The sequence below is a fragment of the Streptomyces coelicoflavus genome, assembly GCF_045041415.1.
Taxonomy (GTDB): domain Bacteria; phylum Actinomycetota; class Actinomycetes; order Streptomycetales; family Streptomycetaceae; genus Streptomyces; species Streptomyces coelicoflavus.
The window spans coordinates 3,133,407-3,153,858 of sequence record NZ_CP108218.1 but is presented as its reverse complement, the minus strand read 5'-3'; the positions used below and the strand labels follow the sequence as shown (position 1 = coordinate 3,153,858).

The window sequence follows — 20,452 nt, the reverse complement described above, 5'->3', positions numbered from 1 at the left end:
CAGCCAGACATGGCCATGGACGTCATCTCCGTCATCCGCACCAAGCGGGACCGCGGCGAGCTGACCGGCGAGCAGATCGACTGGGTCATCGACGCCTACACGCGCGGCGAGGTCGCCGACGAGCAGATGGCGTCGCTCGCGATGGCGATCCTGCTCAACGGCATGAACCGCGGCGAGATCGCCCGCTGGACGGCCGCGATGATCGCCTCGGGCGAGCGCATGGACTTCTCGTCCCTGTCCCGCCCGACCGCCGACAAGCACTCCACGGGCGGCGTCGGCGACAAGATCACCCTGCCGCTCGCGCCCCTGGTGGCGGCCTGCGGTGCGGCCGTCCCGCAGCTCTCCGGCCGCGGCCTCGGCCACACCGGCGGCACCCTCGACAAGCTGGAGTCGATCCCCGGCTGGCGCGCGCTCCTCTCCAACGAGGAGATGCTGAACGTCCTGGACACCACCGGCGCGGTGATCTGCGCCGCGGGTGACGGCCTGGCCCCCGCCGACAAGAAGCTCTACGCCCTGCGCGACGTCACGGGCACGGTCGAGGCGATCCCGCTCATCGCCTCCTCCATCATGTCCAAGAAGATCGCCGAGGGCACCGGCTCGCTGGTCCTGGACGTGAAGGTGGGCTCGGGCGCCTTCATGAAGACCATCGAGGACGCCCGCGAGCTGGCCTCCACGATGGTCGGCCTCGGCACCGACCACGGCGTGAAGACGGTCGCGCTCCTCACCGACATGGCCACCCCGCTCGGTCTCACCGCGGGCAACGCCCTGGAGGTCCGCGAGTCGGTCGAGGTCCTGGCCGGCGGCGGCCCCTCCGACGTGGTCGAGCTGACCCTCGCCCTGGCCCGCGAGATGCTCGACGCGGCGGGCCTGAAGGACGCCGACCCGGCGAAGGCGCTGGCCGACGGCTCCGCGATGGACGTCTGGCGCCGCATGATCGCGGCCCAGGGCGGCGACCCGGACGCGGCCCTGCCCACGTCGAAGGAGCAGCACGTGGTGAAGGCGGGCGCCTCCGGCGTCCTGACCCGCCTCGACGCCTACGACATCGGCGTCGCCGCCTGGCGCCTGGGCGCGGGCCGCGCCCGCAAGGAGGACCCGGTGCAGGCCGCCGCGGGCGTCGAACTCCACGCCAAGCCCGGCGACACGGTCACCGAGGGCCAGCCCCTCCTCACCCTCCACACGGACACCCCGGACCGCTTCGCGTACGCCCTCGCGGCGGTGGAGGGCGCGTACGACGTCGCCCCGGCCGGCACGGACTTCACCGCCTCGCCGGTGGTGCGGGAACGTATCGCCTGACCTGCGGATTCCCCATTCGGGTGAACGGGACCGGTAGACCAGTGCCGGTCCCGTTCGGCATGCTGGGATCGGTGACGCACCGATTGGAGACACCGCCATGAGCGCACTCAGTGCCGAGCCGACCCCCGGAGGGGCGGGCTGGGACGAGATCGTCCGTGTCCTGGAGGAGACGGACGCTCCGGAGGGCAGCAAGGTGGAGATCATCGAAGGGATCGTCACCGTGGCGCCTCCGCCGTCCGAAGCGCACAACGACACCGCCGAACTGCTGCAACTCAGCCTCTACACCGCTGTCCCCGAGGGGTGCGGCATCTACCAGACTCTGGGGCTGGGGGTCCCGGAGACCGCGGGCGTTTTCCAGCCCGATCTCTGCGTGGTGCCCAGAGTGGCGTTGCGGCAGGGCAGGAGAGTGCATGCGAGTGAGGCGGAGTTGGTCGTCGAAGTCACCTCGCGCAGCAATGCCAACCACGACCGGATCAAGAAGGTCAGGGGATATGCCAGGGCCGGTGTCCCCCTCTACCTTCTTCTGGATCCCTGGCACAGCGGATGCCCGACGGTCACGCTGTACGGAGTCCCTGAGGACGGCACCTACCGCGTCCTGGCGTCGGTGGAGTACGGCGAGAAGTTGACCCTGCCGGACCCCTTCGGCCTGGAGGTCGACACCGGCGCCTTCCCTGCAAACTGAGGATCGTCACCCCAGAACCGTCGCCACCCCCACCAGCACCGGCACGGACACCACCGTCGACACCAGGATCGCGTCGCGGGCCAGGCGTTCGCCGGTCCCGTAGGTCGACGCGTACGTGTACAGGTTCTGTGCGGCAGGCAGCGCCGACGTCACCACCACGTCGAGGAGTTGGGGGCCCCGCAGACCGAAGACGCCCGACGCCAGCGCCCAGGCCACCGTCGGCTGGCCCACCGCCTTCAGCGCGACCGCGAGCAGCACCGGCCGCCGTTCCACGCCCCGCAGCGGCATCGTGGAGCCGCACAGCCCAATGCCGAAGGCCAGCAGCACCGCGGGGACCGACATGTTGCCGATCAGCGTCACCGGGTCCATGACCGGGTCGGGCACCTCGAGGCCGCTCGCGGCGACCGCGACCCCGGCGAGCGAACCCAGGGCGATCGGATTGCGCAGCGGCGTCAGCAGCAGCCGCCACAGCGGGCCCTTGGCACCCCCGCCCGACGACAGGTCCAGGATCGTCACCGCCACCGGCGTCACCAGCACCAGCTGGAACAGCAGCACCGGCGCCACCAGCGAGGCATCACCCAGGACGTACACGGCGATCGGGATGCCGAGGTTGCCGGAGTTGACGTAGCCGGAGCAGAGCGCGCCGATCGTCGTACGGCCCACGCCCCAGCCGCGTACGACGCCCACCGCGACGAACGCACCGGCCACCGCCAGCGTGGACAGGGCCGTCACCAGCAGCCGGGCGGAGAAGACCACCGACAGGTCCGCCGTCGCCAGGGTCGTGAACAGCAGGGCCGGTGACGCCACGTGGAAGGCGAGCTTGGTCAGCACCTCGCGGCCCTGGGGGCCGAGATGGCCGCGCAGGCCGAGCACATAGCCCACCCCGATCACCACCGCGATGACCGCGAAGCCGGTCAGCACCCCCTGCACGGCACCCCCTGCCGGACGAGGGGGCGGGCGCCGGGCGGCGCGGCGGAGGGGGGACGGGGTATGTGGGGCATACAGCGAAGCCTCTGTCGGCGGGACCGCGCAGGTCAATGTGATCCCCGACCACCCCGGCACCGATGATTTCCCGGCGCATGCCGGGTCTACCGCACGTGGACGCCGTGACACCCGCCGTACTCGTGCTGCCGGGGCCCGTCTCCCGAGGGGAGACGCCCCGGTTCTGCGACGAGGTGCGCGCGCTGCTGGAAAGCACCCGGGCCGGGGTGGTCGTCTGTGACGTCGGCGGCCTCGGCCCCCCGGGGCTCGCCGTTGTTGACCTGCTGGCCCGGCTGGAGCTGACCGCCCGGCGGGCCGGGGGCCGGATCAGGCTGCGCGACCCCGATCCGGCCCTGCACGGGCTACTGGACCTCGTCGGCCTCCGCTTCGAGACGGAGCGGCAGGTCGAACAGCGGGAACCACCGCTTGGTGTCGAGGAAGCAGTGGAACCCGGTGATGCGGCCGTCTGAGATCTCCAGCACCTGCACCGCCCACGGCGCGAAACCGCCCGCCTCCGGGTCCGGCTTGTAGTGCGCGAAGGCGGGCAGCCCGTTGGCCTCCACCCGCAGCAGCCGGGAGCCCGCGCACGCCGCGCCCAGCGTGGACATGAAGCCGGTGATGTCCGCCGGACCGGCCAGCCACAGGTCGAACGGCGGCATCGTCATGACCGCGTCCTCGTGCAGGAGGGCCGTCAGCGCGGTCATGTCGTAGCCCTCGAAGGCCGCGACATAGCGCTCCAGGAGCTTCTGCTGCTCCTCGTCCAGCGGGTCGGAGACCGCCGCGTCGGCCCCCCGGTCCTCCCGCTCGGCGAGCGTGGCGCGGGCCCGCTGAAGGGCGCTGTTCACGGAGGCGACCGACGTGCCGAGCAGCTCGGCGACCTCGCTCGCCCTCCACGCCAGCACCTCGCGCAGGATCAGCACCGCCCGCTGCTTGGGCGGCAGCTGTTGCAGGGCGGCCATGAACGCGAGCCGCACGGACTCCTTGGCGACCGCGGCCTCGGCCGGGTCGGCGGTCTGCGGCAGCACGCGGGCGTCCGGCATCGGCTCCAGCCAGGTGTGGTCCGGGCGGGGGGACAGCGCGGCCTGGGCGAGCGGCGTCGCCTCCGTCAGGTCCATCGGGCGCGCCCGCTTGTTGCCCGCGGTCAGCATGTCCAGGCAGACGTTGGTCGCGATCCGGTACAGCCACGAGCGCAGGCTGGAGCGGCCCTCGAACTTGTCGTAGCTCCGCCAGGCGCGCACCAGGGTGTCCTGCACCGCGTCCTCGGCCTCGAAGGAGGAGCCGAGCATCCGGTAGCAGTACCCCGTCAGCTCGGGCCGGTGCTTCTCCAGCGCCGAGTCCAGCTCCGGCGTCACGGTGCCGTTGGTCATCGTCCGTCCACCCACCCCTGTGGCGTCCCGTCGTGCGCGTCTTCGCGCCTCGCACTTCGGAAGCTACCGCAGGGGACTGACAATGGCCTGTGCAGTCAAGAAAGGCGCAGGTCAGCGGGGGAGGCTCAGTGCCCTCACCGGTGTCCCCGCGGCCTGGCGGCGGGCCGCCAGCGATCCGGAGACCGTGATGACCACGACGCCCAGGACCGCCAGCACCCCCACCGCGACCGTCCCGGCCCAGCCGCCGGAGTGGAAGGCCACCGCGCCGACCGTGCTGCCCGCGCTGGAGCCGACGTAGTAGGCGGACTGGTACAGCGCCGAGGCCTGGGCGCGGCCGTGCTGGGCGGTCTTGCCGACCGCCGAGGAGGCCACCGCGTGCCCGGCGAAGAAGCCCGCCGTGATCAGCACCAGGCCGAGGAGGACCAGCGGCAGCGACGGCGCCAGGGACAGCAGCAGGCCCGCCGCCGTCGTACCGGCGCCCAGGTAGAGCGCACCGCGGCGGCCGAGGCGGCCCACCAGACGGCCCGCGGTCGACGCCGAGACCGTGCCGACCAGGTAGACCAGGAAGATCGAGCCGATCAGGCCCTGGGGAAGGGAGAACGGCGCCTCCGTCAGGCGGTAGCCGATCACCGTGTAGACGCCGCCGAACACCGTCATGAACAGCGCGCCGATCGCGTACAGGCGGCGCAGCAGCGGGTTGGCGAGGTGGTCGCGCACCGTGCGGACCAGGACCCGCGGGCGCAGCGAACCCGGCGTGAAGTGCTTCGGCGCCGGCAGCAGCAGCCGGAAGGCCACCGCGCACGCCACCGCGACCAGGCCGATCACCCCGACGGCGACCCGCCAGCCCCACTCCTGGGCCACCCAGCCGGTGATGACCCGGCCGCTCATCCCGCCGACGCTGTTGCCCGCCACGAACAGGCCGATCGCGGTGACCAGCGCCCGTGGCCGCACCTCCTCCGCGAGATACGCCGTCGCCGAGGCCGGCAGCCCCGCCAGCGCCGCGCCCTGCACCGCCCGCAGCGCGACCAGCGCCGGCAGCGACGGGGCGAAGGGCATTAGCAGCCCGACGGTCACCGCGACCGCCAGCGACGCCGTCATGACCGTACGGCGTCCGAACCGCTCCGACAGTGCGCTCATCGGCAGCACGAACAGCGCGAGACCGCCGGTCGCGGCGGCCACGGTCCAGCTCGCGTCGCTCGCCGTGACGCCCAGGTCGCCCGAGATCAGCGGCAGCAGGGCCTGGGTGGAGTAGAGGAGCGCGAAGGTCGCGACGCCCGCCAGGAACAGCGCGAGACTCATCCGGCGGTAGCCGGGGCCGCCCGGGGCCGTGCGCGAGTCGGAGGCTTCGAAGGAATCGGAGTCGGAGGCGGCGGATGCGGCGTCCACGACCGTGGACGCCCCGGTATCGGCGGGAGTCATGCCACGAAGGTACGAAGCCCCTTACTCATCCGTCCAATGCATGGAATGGCCATAATCGTTCCCATGGTGCATCAGCAAAGCTCACGGCCCCGCCTGTCACCTGCCGGTGACACAGAAGACATCGTCGCGCTGCTCGCGCCCCGCCTCGCGCACTTCGCCGGCGTGGCCCGCACCGAGCACGTCACCCGGGCCGCCCAGGAGATGAACGTCCCCCAGTCCACCCTCTCCCGCGCCCTCGTCCGCCTCGAGGAGGACCTCGGCGTCGACCTGTTCGTCCGCCGGGGCCGCACCCTCGCGCTGACCGTCGCCGGGCGCACCTTCCTCGGCTCCGTGGAGCGCGCCCTCGCCGAGGTCGAGCGGGCCGCCGACGAGGTCCGCGCCGACGCCGACCCGGCCACCGGCAAGGTCGCCTTCGGGTTCCTGCACACCATGGGCGCCGAGACCGTCCCCGGCCTGCTGCACGCCTTCCGCGCCGACCACCCCCGCGTCCGCTTCAGCCTCGTCCAGAACTACGGCGAGGCCATGCTGGAGCGGCTGCGCGCCGGGGAACTGGACCTGTGCCTGACCTCTCCGGTCCCCGACGCCCCCGACCTGGTCGCCCGCCGCCTCGACGAGCAGAAGCTGCGCCTGGTCGTGCCGGCCGACCACTCCCTGGCCGGGCGCAGACGCATCCGCCTCGCCGAGGCCGCCGACGAGATCTTCGTGACGCTGGAGCCCGGCTACGGCCTGCGCCGCATCACCGACGCGCTGTGCAAGGAGGCCGGGTTCCGGCCCAGGGTGGCCTTCGAGGGCGAGGAGGCGGAGACGCTGCGCGGCCTGGTCGCGGCCGGTCTCGGCGTCGCCCTGCTGCCGCCGCCCGCCGTGCCCCGCCCCGGCGTGGTCGAACTGACGGTCACCGCCCCGCGCGCCGCGCGCGAGATCGGCGTGGCCTGGCTGGCGGGTCGCACGGACACGCCACCCGTGGCGGCGTTCAAGAAGTTCCTGCTGTCCCGGCGGGGCAGCCTGCTGCCGTCCTGAGCCATGCGCCGGGCCGCCGTCCCGAGCCTCCGGCCTCCGGAGGAGGCGCGCTACCGCCGCAACGACTTGCCGAACCCCGCCGCGAGCGGCATCCGCAGCCCCAGCGGCGGGGGAGCGGCCAGGGCGTCCTCCACCGGGCGCGAGAAGGACTGTCCGAACAGCGCGCCCATCACGAAGTCCTCGGCCAGCGCGGCGACCTCGTCACGGTACTGGCGCAGCCCGTGGCCGTCGGAGTGCACCTCGAACCGGCACACCGAGCGGTTCGCCTTCTTCGCCCGCGAGGCGAGCCGGAACGACAACTCCGGGTCGCTGTGGGCGTCGTTCGTGCCGTGCACGATCAGCACCTGCCGCCCGGCGAGCTGCTTCACCGGTTCGGGTGGCGCGGCCACGTCGTCCTCCGGCAGCCAAGGGGCGATCGCCAGCACCGAGTTGACGGCCTCGTGCCCGGCCGCCCGCAACGCCGCCCGGCCGCCCATACCGGTGCCGAGCAGACACAGGGGCACGTCGCCGTAACGCCGTACCGCTTCGTCGGCCGCCCATTCGGCGTCCCGGGCGAGGTGCGCCTCGGTGCCGTTCCAGCCGCGGTAGCGGTAGTGCACGACATGCGTGGCCAGCCCCTCCTCCCGGCCGGCCCGTGCCAGCCTGCGCCCCAACGCGCGTACGGACGCGGCCGCGAGCAGCGCCGAGGGCCTGCGGTCGGACACCTCGTCACCCCCGGGGAGCAGCAGCACCACACCGCTCACCGCCGTCCCCTCCGGACCGAGCGTCCGCCCCAGCCGGGCCCGACGGACCGGCGTCGCTTGCTGTGCCATGACAGAAGATTCTCAGAAGACCAGGTGTACGGAACCCGTCCGCGCAGTCACCGTTACATATCGGGGAGCGCGTACACCGGCCGCGACGGCGCTCGATCCGGCCATATGGCCGGTCACCGCGCGTCCGTACGGGTTCGTGCGTTCACCCGGTGTTCTACGCGCGTAGGAGTTAGAGTGCGGAAATGACGAGCCAAAGCACCGAGAAGAGCGCCGCGGCGAACACCGCGACGGTCTCGAAGACACCGTCGCCGGACCGGATCCGCCGGGCGCCGAAGGTTCTGCTGCACGACCACCTCGACGGCGGACTGCGGCCGGGCACGGTCGTGGAACTCGCCCGCGAGACGGGCTACGGGGACCTTCCCGAAACCGACGCCGACCTGCTCGGCACCTGGTTCCGCCAGGCCGCCGACTCCGGGTCCCTGGAGCGGTACCTGGAGACCTTCTCCCACACCGTCGGCGTCATGCAGACCCGCGACGCCCTGGTCCGGGTCGCCGCCGAGTGCGCCGAGGACCTCGCCGAGGACGGCGTCGTCTACGCCGAGGTGCGGTACGCCCCCGAGCAGCACCTGGAGAAGGGGCTGACCCTCGAGGAGGTCGTCGAGGCCGTCAACGAGGGCTTCCGGGAGGGCGAGCGGCGCGCCCGGGAGAACGGCCACCGCATCCGGGTCGGCGCCCTGCTCACCGCCATGCGGCACGCCGCCCGCTCCCTGGAGATCGCCGAACTCGCCAACCGCTACCGCGACCTCGGCGTCGTCGGGTTCGACATCGCGGGCGCCGAGGCCGGCTACCCGCCCACCCGGCACCTGGACGCCTTCGAGTACCTCAAGCGGGAGAACAACCACTTCACCATCCACGCCGGCGAGGCCTTCGGGCTGCCCTCCATCTGGCAGGCGTTGCAGTGGTGCGGCGCCGACCGGCTCGGGCACGGGGTGCGCATCATCGACGACATCCAGGTGCACGAGGACGGCTCGGTCAAGCTCGGACGGCTCGCCTCCTACGTCCGGGACAAGCGCATCCCGCTGGAGCTGTGCCCCAGCTCCAACCTCCAGACCGGCGCCGCCGACTCCTACGCCGAGCACCCCATCGGACTGCTGCGCCGACTGCACTTCCGGGCCACCGTCAACACCGACAACCGGCTGATGTCCCACACCAGCATGAGCCGCGAATTCGAGCACCTTGTCGAAGCGTTCGGTTACACGCTCGACGACATGCAGTGGTTCTCCGTCAATGCGATGAAATCAGCGTTCATTCCTTTCGATGAACGACTGGCCATGATCAATGACGTCATCAAGCCCGGATACGCGGAGCTGAAGTCCGAATGGCTGTTCCAGCAGACGGCTTCCACCAGCGGTTATTCGGAGGGCGAGAGCTGATCGGGGAGTGACGGTAATACGGAAACGCGGACGGGCTTTCACCATCCGTCCGCATTTCGATGTTTGCCGCCGGGGGTGAAGCGTGTTTACGGTCGAGCACCGCTCACATCCCCGTCACCCCATTACGAGGACGCATTTCCATGAAGCAGTCTGCTGCCAAGACCCTCGGCGTCGCCGCCCTCGGTGCCGCCTTCGCCGCCGCCGGCGCCGGCGCGGCCACCGCGGCCCCCGCCCTCCCCGACACCGCGCAGACGGTGGACTCCGTCGCCCGCACCCTCCCCGCGGAGACCGTCTCCCAGGTCGCGCCCGGCGCGGGCAACGCGCTGGAGCAGGGCCGCAGGATCGCCGGCACCGGCCTGACCGTCGCGCAGCCGGTCGTCGAGCAGGTCGTCGCCGAGCAGCTCGCCGAGGGCCCGACCGAGCCGGTCGCCAAGGTGCTCGGCGGAGTGCCGCTGAAGGGCCTGCCCACCCAGGGCCTGCCGGTCAACGGCCTCCCCATCGGCGGCTGACCCCAGCCCTCCGCACGCGCCGACGGGGCGCACCCGGTCTCCGGGTGCGCCCCGTCGGTGTACCAGAGGGAGGTACGTCGGGCGGAGTACGTGGTCACCAGGCCGTGCGGGCGGCCTTCTCCTCGGACGGGAGCAGGATCCACAGGGCCAGGTAGAGCAGGAACTGCGGGCCGGGCAGCAGGCAGGAGACCACGAAGATCACCCGCATCGTGCCTGCGGAGGTGCCGAAGCGCCGGGCCAGCGCGGCGCACACTCCGCCGATCATGCGGCCGTGGGTGGGGCGGGCGAGGCGGGACATCGCGGCTCCTTCGTGAGCGTGTGGGTGGGGCTGCCCTCCGGCTTCCCCTTCATCTGCCCTCCACGCTACGGAGACGAACGGAACAAAGCGTCGCTCTACGGGGCGATGCCGACCCTGGGAATCGTCGGGGTCCGACCCTGAGCGGGCTCCTCCTGAGGTACGCCCTCCCACCCGTCCCGCCGGTACCGGCGACGGAGCCGGGCCCGGCCCGCCGGGACGACGGCGAGGTGCGCCAGGGCCACGCCCACCGTGTTGAGCAGCACCGAGTCGATGTCGACGACCTGCCCGGGCACCCCGGTCTGAAGCAGTTCGATGCCCAGCGACAGCAGCGCGGCCGCGGCCATGGTGCGCAGCAGTGAGGCCAGCGGCGAGACGTACAGCCGCCCGCCGGCCATCGGCAGCAGGACCCCGAGCGGTGCCAGCAGGGCCAGCCCGCCGACGAGCGAACGCGCGGCCGCGGTCCCGCCCAGCGCCAGGTCGGCGCGGATCCCGGCGAAGGGCTCCAGGTTGGGGGGAAGCACCCAGGGGACGTCCAGCGGCCGCAGCGCGTACCAGGCGACGAACGCGAGATGTGCGACGAGGAGAACGCTTCCTGTCACACGGATGCGGAGCGCGGCGCTGCCGCCGAGGAACCCATGACGCTGCACGTCCCCCTAGACGCGGCCCGTGCCACGCACGGTTCCGGCCCCTGACCCGCAAGGGTGAGGCTTGCGCCACACGGCCCAGCACCGTCCCGTACGGTCCGGTACGGACGTCACCCGCCCGTCAGTCCTCCGTGACCTCGTCGGCCGGCGGTTCGTTGCTGCCGGGCCGGGCCCGGACCTCGTCCGTGCAGGTGTAGCGGCGGGCGGACCGGTCGGCGGGGCCGGCCAGGATCACGGACCCGTTGCCCTCGGCCGCGGCGGAGCCGGCGAAGGTGCACACGACCTGGGCGAGCGCGTACGAGGTGAGGTCGTCGGGATCGGTGCTCAGCCGCAGCGTGTCCTCGGGATCGCCGGAGCGCGGGCCCGTCACGGTCGTCCCGCGGCGCACGTCCGACGTGTATCCGGCCTCCTTCTCCGCGGCCGAGGGCTGCTTCGCCAGCTCGTTCAGCAGCCCCTGGGCCACCAGCACGCGCCGCCCGGAGTCCGGCGCGCCGTCCGGCATCCGCACCACGCGGTCCACGGCCACCAGCGACGAGCCGCACAGCAGGAACACCCGCGCCGGCATTCCGGGTGTGTCCCGCGTCGCCCCGTCCGGCTCGGAGAGCGAACAACGCACCCGTGAGGGCGCGGGACCGTAGTCCGTGGGCACCTCGGTGGCGCGGATGCCGCACCCGGTCAGCAGCACGGCCAGCAGCACGAGCCCGGAGAGGGCCGGCAGACGGCGTACGGTCATCAGACCTGTCCCTTCGCGTCCTTGCCCTGGTCCGCCGTCTCCCCGTCGGTGCCGCGGTCCCCGTCGGCCCCGTCCTCGTCGGCGGGCGGGGAGGGGTCCTGCGGCAGCCGCAGCGTGAACACCGCACCGCCCTGAGGGGCGTTCTCGGCGGTGATCCCGCCGCCGTGGATGTGCGCGTTCTCCATGGCGATGGACAGGCCGAGCCCGCTGCCCTCGGAGCGCGGGCGGGAGGCGCTCGCCTTGTAGAAGCGGTCGAAGACGTGCGGCAGGACGTCCTCGGGGATGCCGGGGCCGTTGTCCCGCACCCGGATGACGATCTCGTCGTCCGCCCGCGACACGGTCACCCGCACCGGCGACCCGCCGTGCTTGAGCGCGTTGCCGATCAGGTTGGCGAGGATGACGTCCAGGCGCCGCGGGTCCAGGCGGGCGTGGATGCCGCGCTCGGCGTCCAGGTCGACGGCGTCCAGCCAGGCCCGGGCGTCGATGCAGGCGGTGATCTGGTCGGCGACGTCGACGTCGTCCAGGACCAGGCGGGCGGTGCCCGCGTCGAAGCGGGTGACCTCCATCAGGTTCTCGACGAGGTCGTTCAGCCGCCGGGTCTCGCTCACCACCAGCCGTACGGCGGGCTCGACCATCGGGTCGAAGCTCCCGCCCTCGCCGTCGCCCTCGCCCGCGTACTCCAGCTCCTCCTCCAGCACCTCCGTCACCGCGGTGAGCGCCGTCAGCGGCGTCCGCAGCTCGTGGCTCATGTCCGCGACGAAGCGTCGGGAGGCCTGCTCCCGGCCCGCCATGTCCGCGACCCGCTTCTCCAGGTTCTCGGCGGCGTTGTTGAACGTGCGGGAGAGATCGGCCAGTTCGTCGGTGCCGGACACCCGCAGCCGGGTGTCCAGCTTCCCCTCGCCCAGGCGCCGCGCCGCGACCCCGAGCCGGTGCACCGGTTTCAGCACGGTCGTCGCCAGGGCCTGCGCGAGGAGCGCGGAGCCCAGCAGGGCGAGTGCGGTGGCGATCCCCAGCGACCAGGCGAGCGAGTTCAGGTCCTTCGCCTCCGGTTCCAGCGACTTGAGCATGTAGCCGGTCGGTCCGCCGCCGATCACCTTCGTGCCGGCCACCAGGTACGGGGTGCCGTCGTCCGTGATCCGCTGCCAGTACAGGTGGTACGGGTGCTTGTTGGCCGAGGTGAGCTTCTGCTCCTTGTTCACCGCCGTGCGCAGCGACTCGGGCACGTCGGACAGCGCGAACCCGCCCAGGCCGCCCGAACTGCCGTACACGTCGGCGCCGTCGGAGCCCTCGGCGACCAGCAGCACGCCGAACCGCTGGCTGCTGTTGGCCATCTGCCCCGCCGTGTGCTGCAACTCGTCCTGCGTGGGGTGCTCGGGCAGCGCCCCCGCCCGGTTCTGCATCTCCTGCTCGAAGTCGCGCAGCACGGCGTCCTGGGTACGGGTGAGCACCGCCTCGCGGTTCAGCCAGTACGCGATGCCGGACGCGGACACGGCGGCGGTCAGCGCGACCAGACCGAAGACGAGGACGAGCCTGAGGCGCAGGCTGGTGAAGCGCAGCCCGGCCCAGACCCCCTTGCGAGCGGCGGTCAGGCCGCGGGCACCCCCCTGGTGTTCCTTGGTCACTGAGGCGGATCCAGCCGGTAGCCGACACCCCGCACGGTACGGATCAGGGTCGGGGACGACGGCACGTCCTCCACCTTGGCGCGCAGCCGCTGCACGCAGGCGTCCACCAGCCGGGAGTCACCGAGGTAGTCGTGCTCCCACACCAGCCGCAGCAACTGCTGCCGGGACAGCGCCTGTCCCGGCCGCCGGCTCAGCTCGAGCAGCAGCCGCAGCTCGGTCGGCGTGAGCTGGAGGTCCTCGCCGTTCTTCGTCACGGTCATCGCCGAGCGGTCGATGACCAGGCTGCCGAAGCTCGCCGAGTCGGTGGACTCCCGCTCACCGCGCCGCAGCACGGCCCGGATCCGGGCGTCGAGGACCCGGCCCTGGACGGGTTTGACGACGTAGTCGTCCGCGCCCGACTCGAGACCGACGACCACGTCGATGTCGTCGTTGCGCGCGGTCAGCAGGATGATCGGCAGCTGGTCGGTGCGCCGGATGCGACGGCACACCTCGAAGCCGTCGATGCCGGGCAGCATCACGTCCAGCACGATCAGGTCCGGCCGCTGCTCGCGCAACAGCTTCAGACCGTCCTCACCACTGGCAGCGGTGGCCACCCGATGGCCCTGGCGGGTCAGGGAGAGCTCCAGGGCCGTACGGATGGCGTCGTCGTCCTCGATCAGCAACAGGGAAGGCACGCGTTCATTCTGGCCCATGAGGGGGCCGGTGTTCGACCTGCGGGTGCGGTTGGGGTCCGACCGCGCCGCCGGACCCTGTGAAGGAACGGTGGTGCAGGCGTGACGGACCCCTGTGACAGCTCTGTGACAGTCGGCGGACACGGCCATGAAGTCGCCCGGGCAAGCTTTTCGTCACAGGCAACACCGGCAGTCCACGACGGGGGGCGCGAGATGAACACGCTGAAGGGCACCAACACCAGCGCAGTGCTCACGCGTCTGCACGACGTGCACGCACACCGGGGTTCCGAGAAGTCCGGTGCCGTGAGCGGGCGGGGGTGCGCTCGCGGCACCGGGCGTCAGCACACCGCGTACATGACGGTGGTTGACGCGAAGACGGGGGAAACGGGGCACGCGGGGAACGCGGCGAAGACGGGGGCCCAGGGGGACCCGGGAGAGCGCCGTTCCTTGTCGGAGGCGGAGTTCACCGCCTACGTCCAGGAGCGCCGCTCCTCCCTGTACGCGACCGCCTACCACCTCACCGGCGACCGCTTCGAGGCCGAGGACCTGTTGCAGAGCGCGCTGTTCTCGACCTACCGGGCGTGGGACCGGATCAGTGACAAGGCGGCGGTCGGCGGATACCTGCGCCGCACCATGACCAACCTGCACATCAGCGCCTGGCGGCGCCGCAAGCTCAACGAGTACCCGACCGAGGAACTGCCGGAGACGCCCGGCGACATGGACGCGATGCGCGGCACCGAACTGCGCACGGTCCTGTGGCAGGCGCTCGCCCGGCTGCCCGAACTCCAGCGCACCATGCTGGTCCTGCGCTACTACGAGGGCCGCACGGACCCGGAGATCGCGGACATCCTCGACATCAGCGTCGGCACGGTGAAGTCCAGCATCTGGCGGTCGCTCCGCCGGCTGCGCGAGGACGAGGTCCTCAGCTTCGGCCGTGACCGGGAGGACGCCTTCGGCGAACTGGTCGCCTGAGGCAGGGGGGCGGGGCCCCGTGAAAAAAGTTCGAGCCGGGGTGTATCAGGGGGCGGGACCCGGACTCTTACTCACGGGGAAGCACCACGGGGGAACAACGGGGGACACGGGGGAACAACGGGGGACGGGGATCACGGGGGATCCACGGGGGAGTGGAAAGGGAGCGGGACTGGAGGGCCGGGGGGTCCGTCCAGTCCCGCTTCCGCGTGTACGGGCAGGTACGAGTACGGGCAGGTGTTACACGGCCGTACGGCTGGTGGCGCACCGGCCCGCCGCCGCGGCGGCCAGGCGGCCCATCGCCTCGTCCCGGTCGCAGGCGTGGGCGCCCAGGGCCGTCTGCCGGGCGATGACCGACCGTTCCTGCCGCATCAGCCGCCAGCCCCTGCGCAGCAGGAACGGCACGGACTTGCGGCTCTCGCGCAGGTCCCGCAGGAACCGGCGGCGGAAGGTCGTCAGCGGCCCCCGGCTCAGGCACAGCGCGTCGGCCAGGACGCCCAGCTCCCGGCAGCGCTCCACCAGTTCCGCGGCGAAGATGCCCTCCGCGAGGAACAGCGGCGTGCGTCCGATGTCGACCGTCTCCTCGCCGGTGCGGGCACTCAGCGAGATGTCGTACACCGGCACCTCGGTACGCCCCGTGCGGCACAGCGCCCCGATGGCGGCGACCGCCGCGTCCGCGTCCCACGACGCCGGATGGTCCCAGTCGATGTCGGAGCTCTGGGGCACCGTCGGCAGCGTCGGGTCGGTGCCCTCCTTGTAGAAGTCGTCGAGGCGCAGCACCGGGAGACCGGAGTGCGCGGCGAGGAGGGACTTGCCGGAGCCGGAAGGGCCGCAGAGCAGCACGACTCGCGTCGGTATGGGCGGATGGGAGCTCACGGGACACCAGTCTGAGGCATCGAACGGCGGTCCTACGACCCCGCGTGCGCACTTTGCAGCGCGCGTCACATCTCGACCGCGCTGTGCGGTGACCTGATCACGGTGTGCGCTGTTAACAGGGCAGTCCGTAGCAATCCACACCAAGAGGTGGCAGCAGCGATGGCCCGACACGCGTCCCCCCGCACCCCGCACGCACAGCGCGCCCTGGTCGCCCTCGCGACCGCCGGGGCCGCCCTGGCCGCCGGAGCGGCGACAGCTTCCGCGGCGGACGGCGGCGGCGAGACGATCGCCGGCCTGGCCCACACCCGCCCCACGTCGTTGGGCAACATCGACCCGCAGGCGGGCCTGGCGGCCGTCACCGGCACCGTCGGCTACGTCACCGGCCCGGTCGCCGACCTCAAGCCCAACCCGCTGGCCGGCACCGGCGTAGACCCGCTGGACAACGGCGTCGGCACCAAGGTCGCCGACTTCCAGCCGCTGACCTCGACGGCCCTGACCGGCCCGGTCGCCCAGGCGCAGTCGCTGGGCAGCGTGCCGGTGCTGGGACAGGTGACGGAGCTGCTGCGCTGAGAGGCGGTTCGCGCACTGGGGGCCGCGCTCCTCCGAGAGGGAGGTCGCGGCCCCTGCCGCGCCCCGCACCGGTGTGTCGCGCCGGTTCGCCGCACCCGTTCGTCGACGGCCCCCGTAGGCGGCCCGGGGGCCGTCTAATCTGTGGTGATCCACGTTTCGCGCAAGAGGTGCCAGGGGGCCGTGTGCACAACGACGAAGGAATCAACGGGGCCGGGGGCAGCACCGACGGGCATCCCGAGGATCGTTCTTCCGCCCCCCACACGGTGATCGAGGGCCGTTACGAGCTGCTGGAGCCGATCGGCAGCGGCGGGATGGGCGAGGTCTGGAAGGCCCACGACCGGCGGCTGCGCCGGTTCGTCGCGGTGAAGGGGCTGCTCGACCGCAGGGCCATGACCGCGGACACGCAGCAGGCGGCGATGCTGCGGGCCCGCCGGGAGGCGGAGGCGCTCGCCAAGATCGAGCACCAGAACGTGGTGACGGTCCACGACCAGATCGAGACCGCCGACCAGGTCTGGATCGTGATGAAACTGCTCGAAGGGCAGTCGCTGGCCGACCTGTTGCGCCGCGACCGGGTCCTCGGCGTGCCCAGGGCCGCGGAGATCGGTCTCCAGATGGCCCAGGGCCTGCGCGCGGTGCACGAGGCGTCGGTCCTGCACCGCGACGTCAAGCCGGGCAACGTGCTGGTGCGGGACGGCGGCCAGGTGGTCCTGGTGGACTTCGGCATCGCCACCTTCGAGGGCGCGGACCGGGTGACCCGGTACGGCGGCGTCATCGGCACACCCCCCTACCTCGCGCCCGAACTCTTCGCCCCCGCCTCCCCGGGCCCCACGTCCGCCTCCGACCTGTGGGCGCTGGGCGTCACCCTGTACGAGATGGTCGAGGGACGCCTGCCCTTCGGCGGCGGCGAGGTCTGGGAGGTGCAGGCGAACATCCAGCAGTCGCCCGACCCGGTCCTGCGGTACGCCGGTCCCCTCGGCCCCGTCATCCAGGGGCTGTTGGTCACGGACCCGGACAGCCGCCTGGACGTGGCTTCGGCGGAGGCGATGCTCCGGGAGGTCCTCGCGGAGCCGGACCTGCCGACCCCGGCCAGGCCCGCCACTTCGGCCCCCGCCCCCGTACCCACGGTCCGGTCCGCGCCGCCCGCCGCACGGCCCACGCCGGCGGAGGCCGTACGGGTACCCGACACGCCCCCGTCCGGGGCCGCTCTTCCCGAGCCACCGCCGAAGGCGGGGGGCGGAGACCGCGGTGGCTTCCGGGGCTGGAAGGCGGCGGCGGTCGTGGTGTGCGCCGCTCTGCTCGCCGGAGGAGGCTGGCTCCTGTCGCAGAGCGGCTCGGGGGGCAAGCAGGACGACGCGGCGGGGGAGCGGGGCGGGGCAGCCGCCGAGGGGGACACGGAGAAGGCGTGGGAGCAGTGGAGGAGCGAGAACGAGCGGCTGACCATCGGCGCCAAGACCGACCAGCCCGGACTGAGCTTCCGCGACAAGGCGGGCGTGTGGAGCGGATTCGACATCGACATCGCCCATGCCCTCGCCGGAAAGCTGGGCTACGACCGGGACCACGTCGATTTCTACCCGGTGACCACGGGGAACCGGGCGAGCAAGTTGGCGAACGGGGACGTGGACCTGGTCATCGCCTCGTACAGCATGACCGCTGAACGCGAGAAGAAGGACAACATCAACTTCGTCGGCCCCTACTACAAGGCCGGCAGCAGCCTCCTGGTCCGCAAGCACTCCGTGAGACACGACCTCAACAACGCGGCCGACGTGAAGACGCAGCACGTCCAGGTGTGCACCGCACGGGATTCCACGTACGCGAACAGGTTGCAGACGGAGGGCTACACCACAGGGAAGTGGCAGCCCGACTCCTACAAGGAGTGCGTGGACAGGCTGCTGGACGAGCGGTCGGCGGTGTACGCGGTCGCCTCGGACGACGTGCTTCTCGCCGGGTATGCCAACGACGATCCGAAGAACCTGAAACTGCTGCCCAGCGGCGCGGGCTCGGAACCGTACGGGGTGGCGCTGCCGAAGGGCAAGCCTCTGCTGAAGAGCAAGGTGTGCTCGGGACTCCAGGAGGTCCTGGCCGGAGACGAGTGGTCCGAGATGTACATGAAGGACCTGTCCCCGCTGACCGGAAGGAAGACGCCGCCGAGCAAACCGGAGCTGCGGCCGTGCTCCGGTGAGTGAGTGACCCCGGCGGGCCGCGGCTCCTCCGGACGGAGAGGAACCGCGGCCCTGTCGGGTGGTGGAGACGGTCAGTACGACGAACCCGACGCGCCCAGCGCGCCCGTCGGGTGCCAGACCGTCTTCGTCTCCAGGAACGCCGTCATGCGGTCCGTGCCCGGGGTGGCCGACCAGTCGACGTCGTCCACAGGCTGTGGACGCAGGACGCGCTTCAGGTTGTCCGCCGCCGCGATCTCCAGCTCCTTCGCCAGCTCCTCGTCGGCGCCCGCGAGGTCGATCGCGTTGACGTCCTGGTGCGAGGCGAGGGGGGTGGCGATCTCCGCCGTACGGCCGGAGAGGACGTTGACCACGCCGCCGGGCAGGTCGGAGGTGGCCAGGACCTCGCCCAGGGAGAGGGCGGGGAGCGGGGACTTCTCCGACGCGATCACGACGGCCGTGTTGCCCGTCGCGACGACCGGGGCGATCACCGAGACCAGGCCCAGGAAGGACGACTCCTGCGGGGCCAGGACGGCGACCACGCCGGTCGGCTCCGGGGAGGAGAGGTTGAAGAACGGGCCCGCGACCGGGTTGCCGCCGCCGACCACCTGGGCGATCTTGTCGGTCCAGCCCGCGTACCAGACCCAGCGGTCGATCGCGGCGTCCACCTGGGCCGCCGCCTTCGACTTCGACAGGCCCTCCGCGTCGGCGACCTCCGCGACGTACTGGTCGCGGCGGCCCTCCAGCATCTCGGCGACGCGGTAGAGGATCTGGCCGCGGTTGTACGCCGTCGCGCCGGACCAGCCGCCGAACGCCTTGCGCGCGGCGACCACCGCGTCACGGGCGTCCTTGCGGGAGGAAAGCGGTGCGTTCGCCAGCCACTTGCCCTTTCCCGCCGCGGCAGCGGCTGATGTCCTCGTGGTCACCTCGTACACCCGGCCGCTCTCGGAACGCGGGAACTTCCCGCCGACGTACAGCTTGTAGGTCTTGAAGACACTGAGTCGCTCAGACATCGAGGTACGCCTCCAGGCCGTGGCGGCCGCCCTCGCGGCCGAAGCCCGACTCCTTGTAGCCGCCGAAGGGCGACGTCGGGTCGAACTTGTTGAACGTGTTGGACCAGATCACACCGGCACGGAGCTTGTTCGCGACCGCCAGGATGCGCGAGCCCTTCTCCGTCCAGATGCCCGCCGACAGGCCGTACGGCGTGTTGTTGGCCTTGGCGACCGCCTCGTCCGGCGTGCGGAAGGTCAGCACGGACAGGACCGGGCCGAAGATCTCGTCGCGGGCGACGGTGTGCGCCTGGGTGACGTTCGTGAAGAGCGTCGGGGCGAACCAGTAGCCGGAGGAGGGAAGTTCGCAGGCCGGGGACCAGCGCTCGGCGCCCTCCGCCTCGCCCTGGTCGGCGAGGGCGGTGATCCGGGCCAGCTGCTCGGCGGAGTTGATCGCGCCGATGTCCGTGTTCTTGTCCAGGGGGTCGCCCAGGCGGAGGGTGGTGAGCCTGCGCTTCAGGGAGTCCAGGAGTTCGTCGTGGATCGATTCCTGGACCAGGAGGCGGGAGCCCGCGCAGCAGACCTGGCCCTGGTTGAAGAAGATGCCGTTGACGATGCCCTCGACGGCCTGGTCGATCGGGGCGTCGTCGAAGACGATGTTGGCGCCCTTGCCGCCCAGCTCCAGGGTGAGCTTCTTGCGGGTGCCCGCGACCGTGCGCGCGATCTGCTTGCCGACCGCCGTGGAGCCGGTGAAGGCGACCTTGTTCACGTCGGGGTGCGCGGTGAGCGCCGCTCCGGCGCGGCCGTCGCCGGTGATGATGTTGACGACGCCCTTGGGGAGACCGGCCTGGCGGCAGATGTCCGCGAAGAACAGGGCGGAGAGAGGGGTCGTCTCGGCGGGCTTCAGGACCACCGTGTTGCCCGTGGCCAGGGCCGGGGCGATCTTCCACGCCAGCATCAGGAGCGGGAAGTTCCACGGGATGACCTGGCCCGCGACGCCCAGCGGGCGCGGGTTCGCGCCGTAGCCGGCGTGGTCGAGCTTGTCGGCCCAGCCCGCGTAGTAGAAGAAGTGCGCGGCGACCAGGGGGAGGTCCGCGTCGCGGGTCTCCCTGATCGGCTTCCCGTTGTCCAGGGTTTCCAGGACGGCGAGCTCGCGGCTGCGCTCCTGGATGATGCGGGCGATGCGGAAGAGGTACTTCGCGCGCTCCGCGCCGGGCAGCGCCGACCACTTCTCGAAGGCCTTGCGGGCGGCCTTGACGGCACGGTCGACGTCCGCCTCGCCTGCTTCGGCGACCTCGGAGAGGACCTCCTCGGTGGACGGCGAGACGGTCTTGAAGACCTTGCCGTCGGCCGCCTCGGTGAACTCGCCGTCGATGAACAGGCCGTAGGAGGGGGCGATGTCGACGACCGCGCGGGACTCGGGGGCCGGCGCGTACTCGAACGCGGGTGCGGATGAGGATGCGGGTGCCAT

The 20,452-nt window shown here is 71.9% G+C and carries 21 protein-coding genes; 9 read left to right on the top strand and 12 right to left on the bottom strand.

Annotation, left to right across the window (positions count from 1 at the left end):
- Window positions 1–15 precede the first annotated feature (15 nt).
- Together OHA99_RS13790 and OHA99_RS13785 are read left to right on the top strand one after the other, a co-directional pair.
- Window positions 16–1,293, top strand: coding sequence for a thymidine phosphorylase (locus tag OHA99_RS13790; protein WP_405698944.1), 1,278 nt, complete (start codon window positions 16–18; stop codon window positions 1,291–1,293).
- 97 nt (window positions 1,294–1,390) lie between these two features.
- On the top strand, window positions 1,391–1,975 hold the full coding sequence (locus tag OHA99_RS13785) for a Uma2 family endonuclease (protein WP_405695945.1): 585 nt from the start codon (window positions 1,391–1,393) through the stop codon (window positions 1,973–1,975).
- 6 nt (window positions 1,976–1,981) lie between these two features.
- Here the strand turns inward: OHA99_RS13785 and OHA99_RS13780 are convergent, their stop codons facing one another.
- Window positions 1,982–2,905 (bottom strand): AEC family transporter, encoded by a 924-nt coding sequence (locus OHA99_RS13780; RefSeq protein WP_405695943.1) that lies wholly within the window; start codon window positions 2,903–2,905, stop codon window positions 1,982–1,984.
- Between the two features lie 149 nt (window positions 2,906–3,054).
- Here OHA99_RS13780 and OHA99_RS13775 point away from each other — a divergent pair, with 149 nt between their 5' ends.
- Entirely contained in the window at window positions 3,055–3,426 is a 372-nt protein-coding gene (locus OHA99_RS13775; RefSeq protein WP_153178253.1) for an STAS domain-containing protein, read from the top strand.
- Here the strand turns inward: OHA99_RS13775 and OHA99_RS13770 are convergent.
- Both OHA99_RS13770 and OHA99_RS13765 read right to left on the bottom strand, forming a co-directional pair.
- A complete protein-coding gene (locus OHA99_RS13770; protein ID WP_153178252.1) occupies window positions 3,319–4,323 on the bottom strand; it encodes a sigma-70 family RNA polymerase sigma factor in 1,005 nt (334 codons plus the stop codon). The genes OHA99_RS13775 and OHA99_RS13770 overlap by 108 nt on opposite strands.
- 111 nt (window positions 4,324–4,434) lie before the next feature.
- Window positions 4,435–5,742, bottom strand: coding sequence for an MFS transporter (locus tag OHA99_RS13765; protein WP_405695940.1), 1,308 nt, complete (start codon window positions 5,740–5,742; stop codon window positions 4,435–4,437).
- Window positions 5,743–5,805: 63 nt separating this feature from the next.
- Here OHA99_RS13765 and OHA99_RS13760 point away from each other — a divergent pair, with 63 nt between their 5' ends.
- Window positions 5,806–6,759, top strand: a complete 954-nt coding sequence (locus OHA99_RS13760) for a LysR family transcriptional regulator (RefSeq protein WP_405695938.1) — start codon at window positions 5,806–5,808, stop codon at window positions 6,757–6,759.
- 50 nt (window positions 6,760–6,809) lie between these two features.
- On the opposite strand, the gene OHA99_RS13755 is transcribed toward OHA99_RS13760, so the two are convergent.
- Window positions 6,810–7,571 carry an alpha/beta hydrolase gene (locus OHA99_RS13755; protein ID WP_205616675.1) on the bottom strand — a complete coding sequence of 254 codons (762 nt, stop codon included), beginning with the start codon at window positions 7,569–7,571 and terminating at the stop codon, window positions 6,810–6,812.
- Window positions 7,572–7,753: 182 nt separating this feature from the next.
- Here OHA99_RS13755 and OHA99_RS13750 point away from each other — a divergent pair, with 182 nt between their 5' ends.
- Together OHA99_RS13750 and OHA99_RS13745 are read left to right on the top strand one after the other, a co-directional pair.
- Window positions 7,754–8,944 (top strand): adenosine deaminase, encoded by a 1,191-nt coding sequence (locus OHA99_RS13750; protein ID WP_153178249.1) that lies wholly within the window; start codon window positions 7,754–7,756, stop codon window positions 8,942–8,944.
- 140 nt (window positions 8,945–9,084) lie between these two features.
- Entirely contained in the window at window positions 9,085–9,453 is a 369-nt protein-coding gene (locus OHA99_RS13745; RefSeq protein ID WP_153178248.1) for an ATP-binding protein, read from the top strand.
- Between the two features lie 94 nt (window positions 9,454–9,547).
- Here OHA99_RS13745 and OHA99_RS13740 read toward each other — a convergent pair whose 3' ends face one another.
- The 5 genes from OHA99_RS13740 to afsQ1 all read right to left on the bottom strand — a co-directional run bounded on the left by OHA99_RS13740 (window position 9,548) and on the right by afsQ1 (window position 13,424).
- Complete coding sequence (locus tag OHA99_RS13740) at window positions 9,548–9,751, bottom strand: PspC domain-containing protein (RefSeq protein WP_007444212.1); 204 nt, start codon at window positions 9,749–9,751, stop codon at window positions 9,548–9,550.
- Window positions 9,752–9,846: 95 nt separating this feature from the next.
- Entirely contained in the window at window positions 9,847–10,398 is a 552-nt protein-coding gene (locus OHA99_RS13735; RefSeq protein ID WP_153178247.1) for a VanZ family protein, read from the bottom strand.
- A gap of 118 nt (window positions 10,399–10,516) precedes the next feature.
- On the bottom strand, window positions 10,517–11,128 hold the full coding sequence (locus OHA99_RS13730; RefSeq protein ID WP_153178246.1) for a hypothetical protein: 612 nt from the start codon (window positions 11,126–11,128) through the stop codon (window positions 10,517–10,519).
- A complete protein-coding gene (gene afsQ2, locus OHA99_RS13725; RefSeq protein ID WP_153178245.1) occupies window positions 11,128–12,750 on the bottom strand; it encodes a two-component system sensor histidine kinase AfsQ2 in 1,623 nt (540 codons plus the stop codon). Before afsQ2 ends, OHA99_RS13730 begins: the two co-directional genes overlap by 1 nt.
- A complete protein-coding gene (gene afsQ1, locus OHA99_RS13720) occupies window positions 12,747–13,424 on the bottom strand; it encodes a two-component system response regulator AfsQ1 (RefSeq protein WP_003974066.1) in 678 nt (225 codons plus the stop codon). The genes afsQ2 and afsQ1 overlap by 4 nt, the downstream gene beginning before the upstream one ends.
- Before the next feature lie 210 nt (window positions 13,425–13,634).
- Between afsQ1 and OHA99_RS13715 the strand changes: the two genes are divergently transcribed.
- On the top strand, window positions 13,635–14,393 hold the full coding sequence (locus tag OHA99_RS13715) for a SigE family RNA polymerase sigma factor (RefSeq protein WP_405695934.1): 759 nt from the start codon (window positions 13,635–13,637) through the stop codon (window positions 14,391–14,393).
- 237 nt (window positions 14,394–14,630) lie between these two features.
- Here the strand turns inward: OHA99_RS13715 and OHA99_RS13710 are convergent, their stop codons facing one another.
- Entirely contained in the window at window positions 14,631–15,233 is a 603-nt protein-coding gene (locus OHA99_RS13710; protein WP_164386347.1) for a uridine kinase, read from the bottom strand.
- 192 nt (window positions 15,234–15,425) lie between these two features.
- On the opposite strand from OHA99_RS13710, the gene OHA99_RS13705 reads away from it, so the two are divergent.
- Both OHA99_RS13705 and OHA99_RS13700 read left to right on the top strand, forming a co-directional pair.
- Window positions 15,426–15,836, top strand: coding sequence for a hypothetical protein (locus OHA99_RS13705; RefSeq protein ID WP_153178243.1), 411 nt, complete (start codon window positions 15,426–15,428; stop codon window positions 15,834–15,836).
- A 182-nt stretch (window positions 15,837–16,018) separates the two neighbouring features.
- Entirely contained in the window at window positions 16,019–18,019 is a 2,001-nt protein-coding gene (locus OHA99_RS13700) for a bifunctional serine/threonine-protein kinase/glutamate ABC transporter substrate-binding protein (protein ID WP_405695931.1), read from the top strand.
- Window positions 18,020–18,087: 68 nt separating this feature from the next.
- Here the strand turns inward: OHA99_RS13700 and OHA99_RS13695 are convergent, their stop codons facing one another.
- The gene (locus OHA99_RS13695) at window positions 18,088–19,005 is read right to left on the bottom strand and encodes an aldehyde dehydrogenase family protein (RefSeq protein ID WP_164383461.1); all 918 of its coding nucleotides are present in this window, start codon (window positions 19,003–19,005) and stop codon (window positions 18,088–18,090) included.
- Window positions 18,998–20,452 carry an aldehyde dehydrogenase family protein gene (locus OHA99_RS13690; protein ID WP_054099252.1) on the bottom strand — a complete coding sequence of 485 codons (1,455 nt, stop codon included), beginning with the start codon at window positions 20,450–20,452 and terminating at the stop codon, window positions 18,998–19,000. Before OHA99_RS13690 ends, OHA99_RS13695 begins: the two co-directional genes overlap by 8 nt.

Bases quoted from the DNA above. Each gene is read 5' to 3' on its own strand.
- OHA99_RS13790 (WP_405698944.1), top strand. From the start codon at position 16: ATGGACGTCATCTCCGTCATCCGCACCAAGCGGGACCGCGGCGAGCTG.
- OHA99_RS13785 (WP_405695945.1), top strand. From the start codon at position 1,391: ATGAGCGCACTCAGTGCCGAGCCGACCCCCGGAGGGGCGGGCTGGGAC.
- OHA99_RS13775 (WP_153178253.1), top strand. From the start codon at position 3,055: ATGCCGGGTCTACCGCACGTGGACGCCGTGACACCCGCCGTACTCGTG.
- OHA99_RS13770 (WP_153178252.1), bottom strand. From the start codon at position 4,323: ATGACCAACGGCACCGTGACGCCGGAGCTGGACTCGGCGCTGGAGAAG.
- OHA99_RS13765 (WP_405695940.1), bottom strand. From the start codon at position 5,742: ATGACTCCCGCCGATACCGGGGCGTCCACGGTCGTGGACGCCGCATCC.
- OHA99_RS13760 (WP_405695938.1), top strand. From the start codon at position 5,806: ATGGTGCATCAGCAAAGCTCACGGCCCCGCCTGTCACCTGCCGGTGAC.
- OHA99_RS13755 (WP_205616675.1), bottom strand. From the start codon at position 7,571: ATGGCACAGCAAGCGACGCCGGTCCGTCGGGCCCGGCTGGGGCGGACG.
- OHA99_RS13750 (WP_153178249.1), top strand. From the start codon at position 7,754: ATGACGAGCCAAAGCACCGAGAAGAGCGCCGCGGCGAACACCGCGACG.
- OHA99_RS13745 (WP_153178248.1), top strand. From the start codon at position 9,085: ATGAAGCAGTCTGCTGCCAAGACCCTCGGCGTCGCCGCCCTCGGTGCC.
- OHA99_RS13740 (WP_007444212.1), bottom strand. From the start codon at position 9,751: ATGTCCCGCCTCGCCCGCCCCACCCACGGCCGCATGATCGGCGGAGTG.
- OHA99_RS13730 (WP_153178246.1), bottom strand. From the start codon at position 11,128: ATGACCGTACGCCGTCTGCCGGCCCTCTCCGGGCTCGTGCTGCTGGCC.
- OHA99_RS13715 (WP_405695934.1), top strand. From the start codon at position 13,635: ATGAACACGCTGAAGGGCACCAACACCAGCGCAGTGCTCACGCGTCTG.
- OHA99_RS13705 (WP_153178243.1), top strand. From the start codon at position 15,426: ATGGCCCGACACGCGTCCCCCCGCACCCCGCACGCACAGCGCGCCCTG.
- OHA99_RS13695 (WP_164383461.1), bottom strand. From the start codon at position 19,005: ATGTCTGAGCGACTCAGTGTCTTCAAGACCTACAAGCTGTACGTCGGC.
- OHA99_RS13690 (WP_054099252.1), bottom strand. From the start codon at position 20,452: ATGGCACCCGCATCCTCATCCGCACCCGCGTTCGAGTACGCGCCGGCC.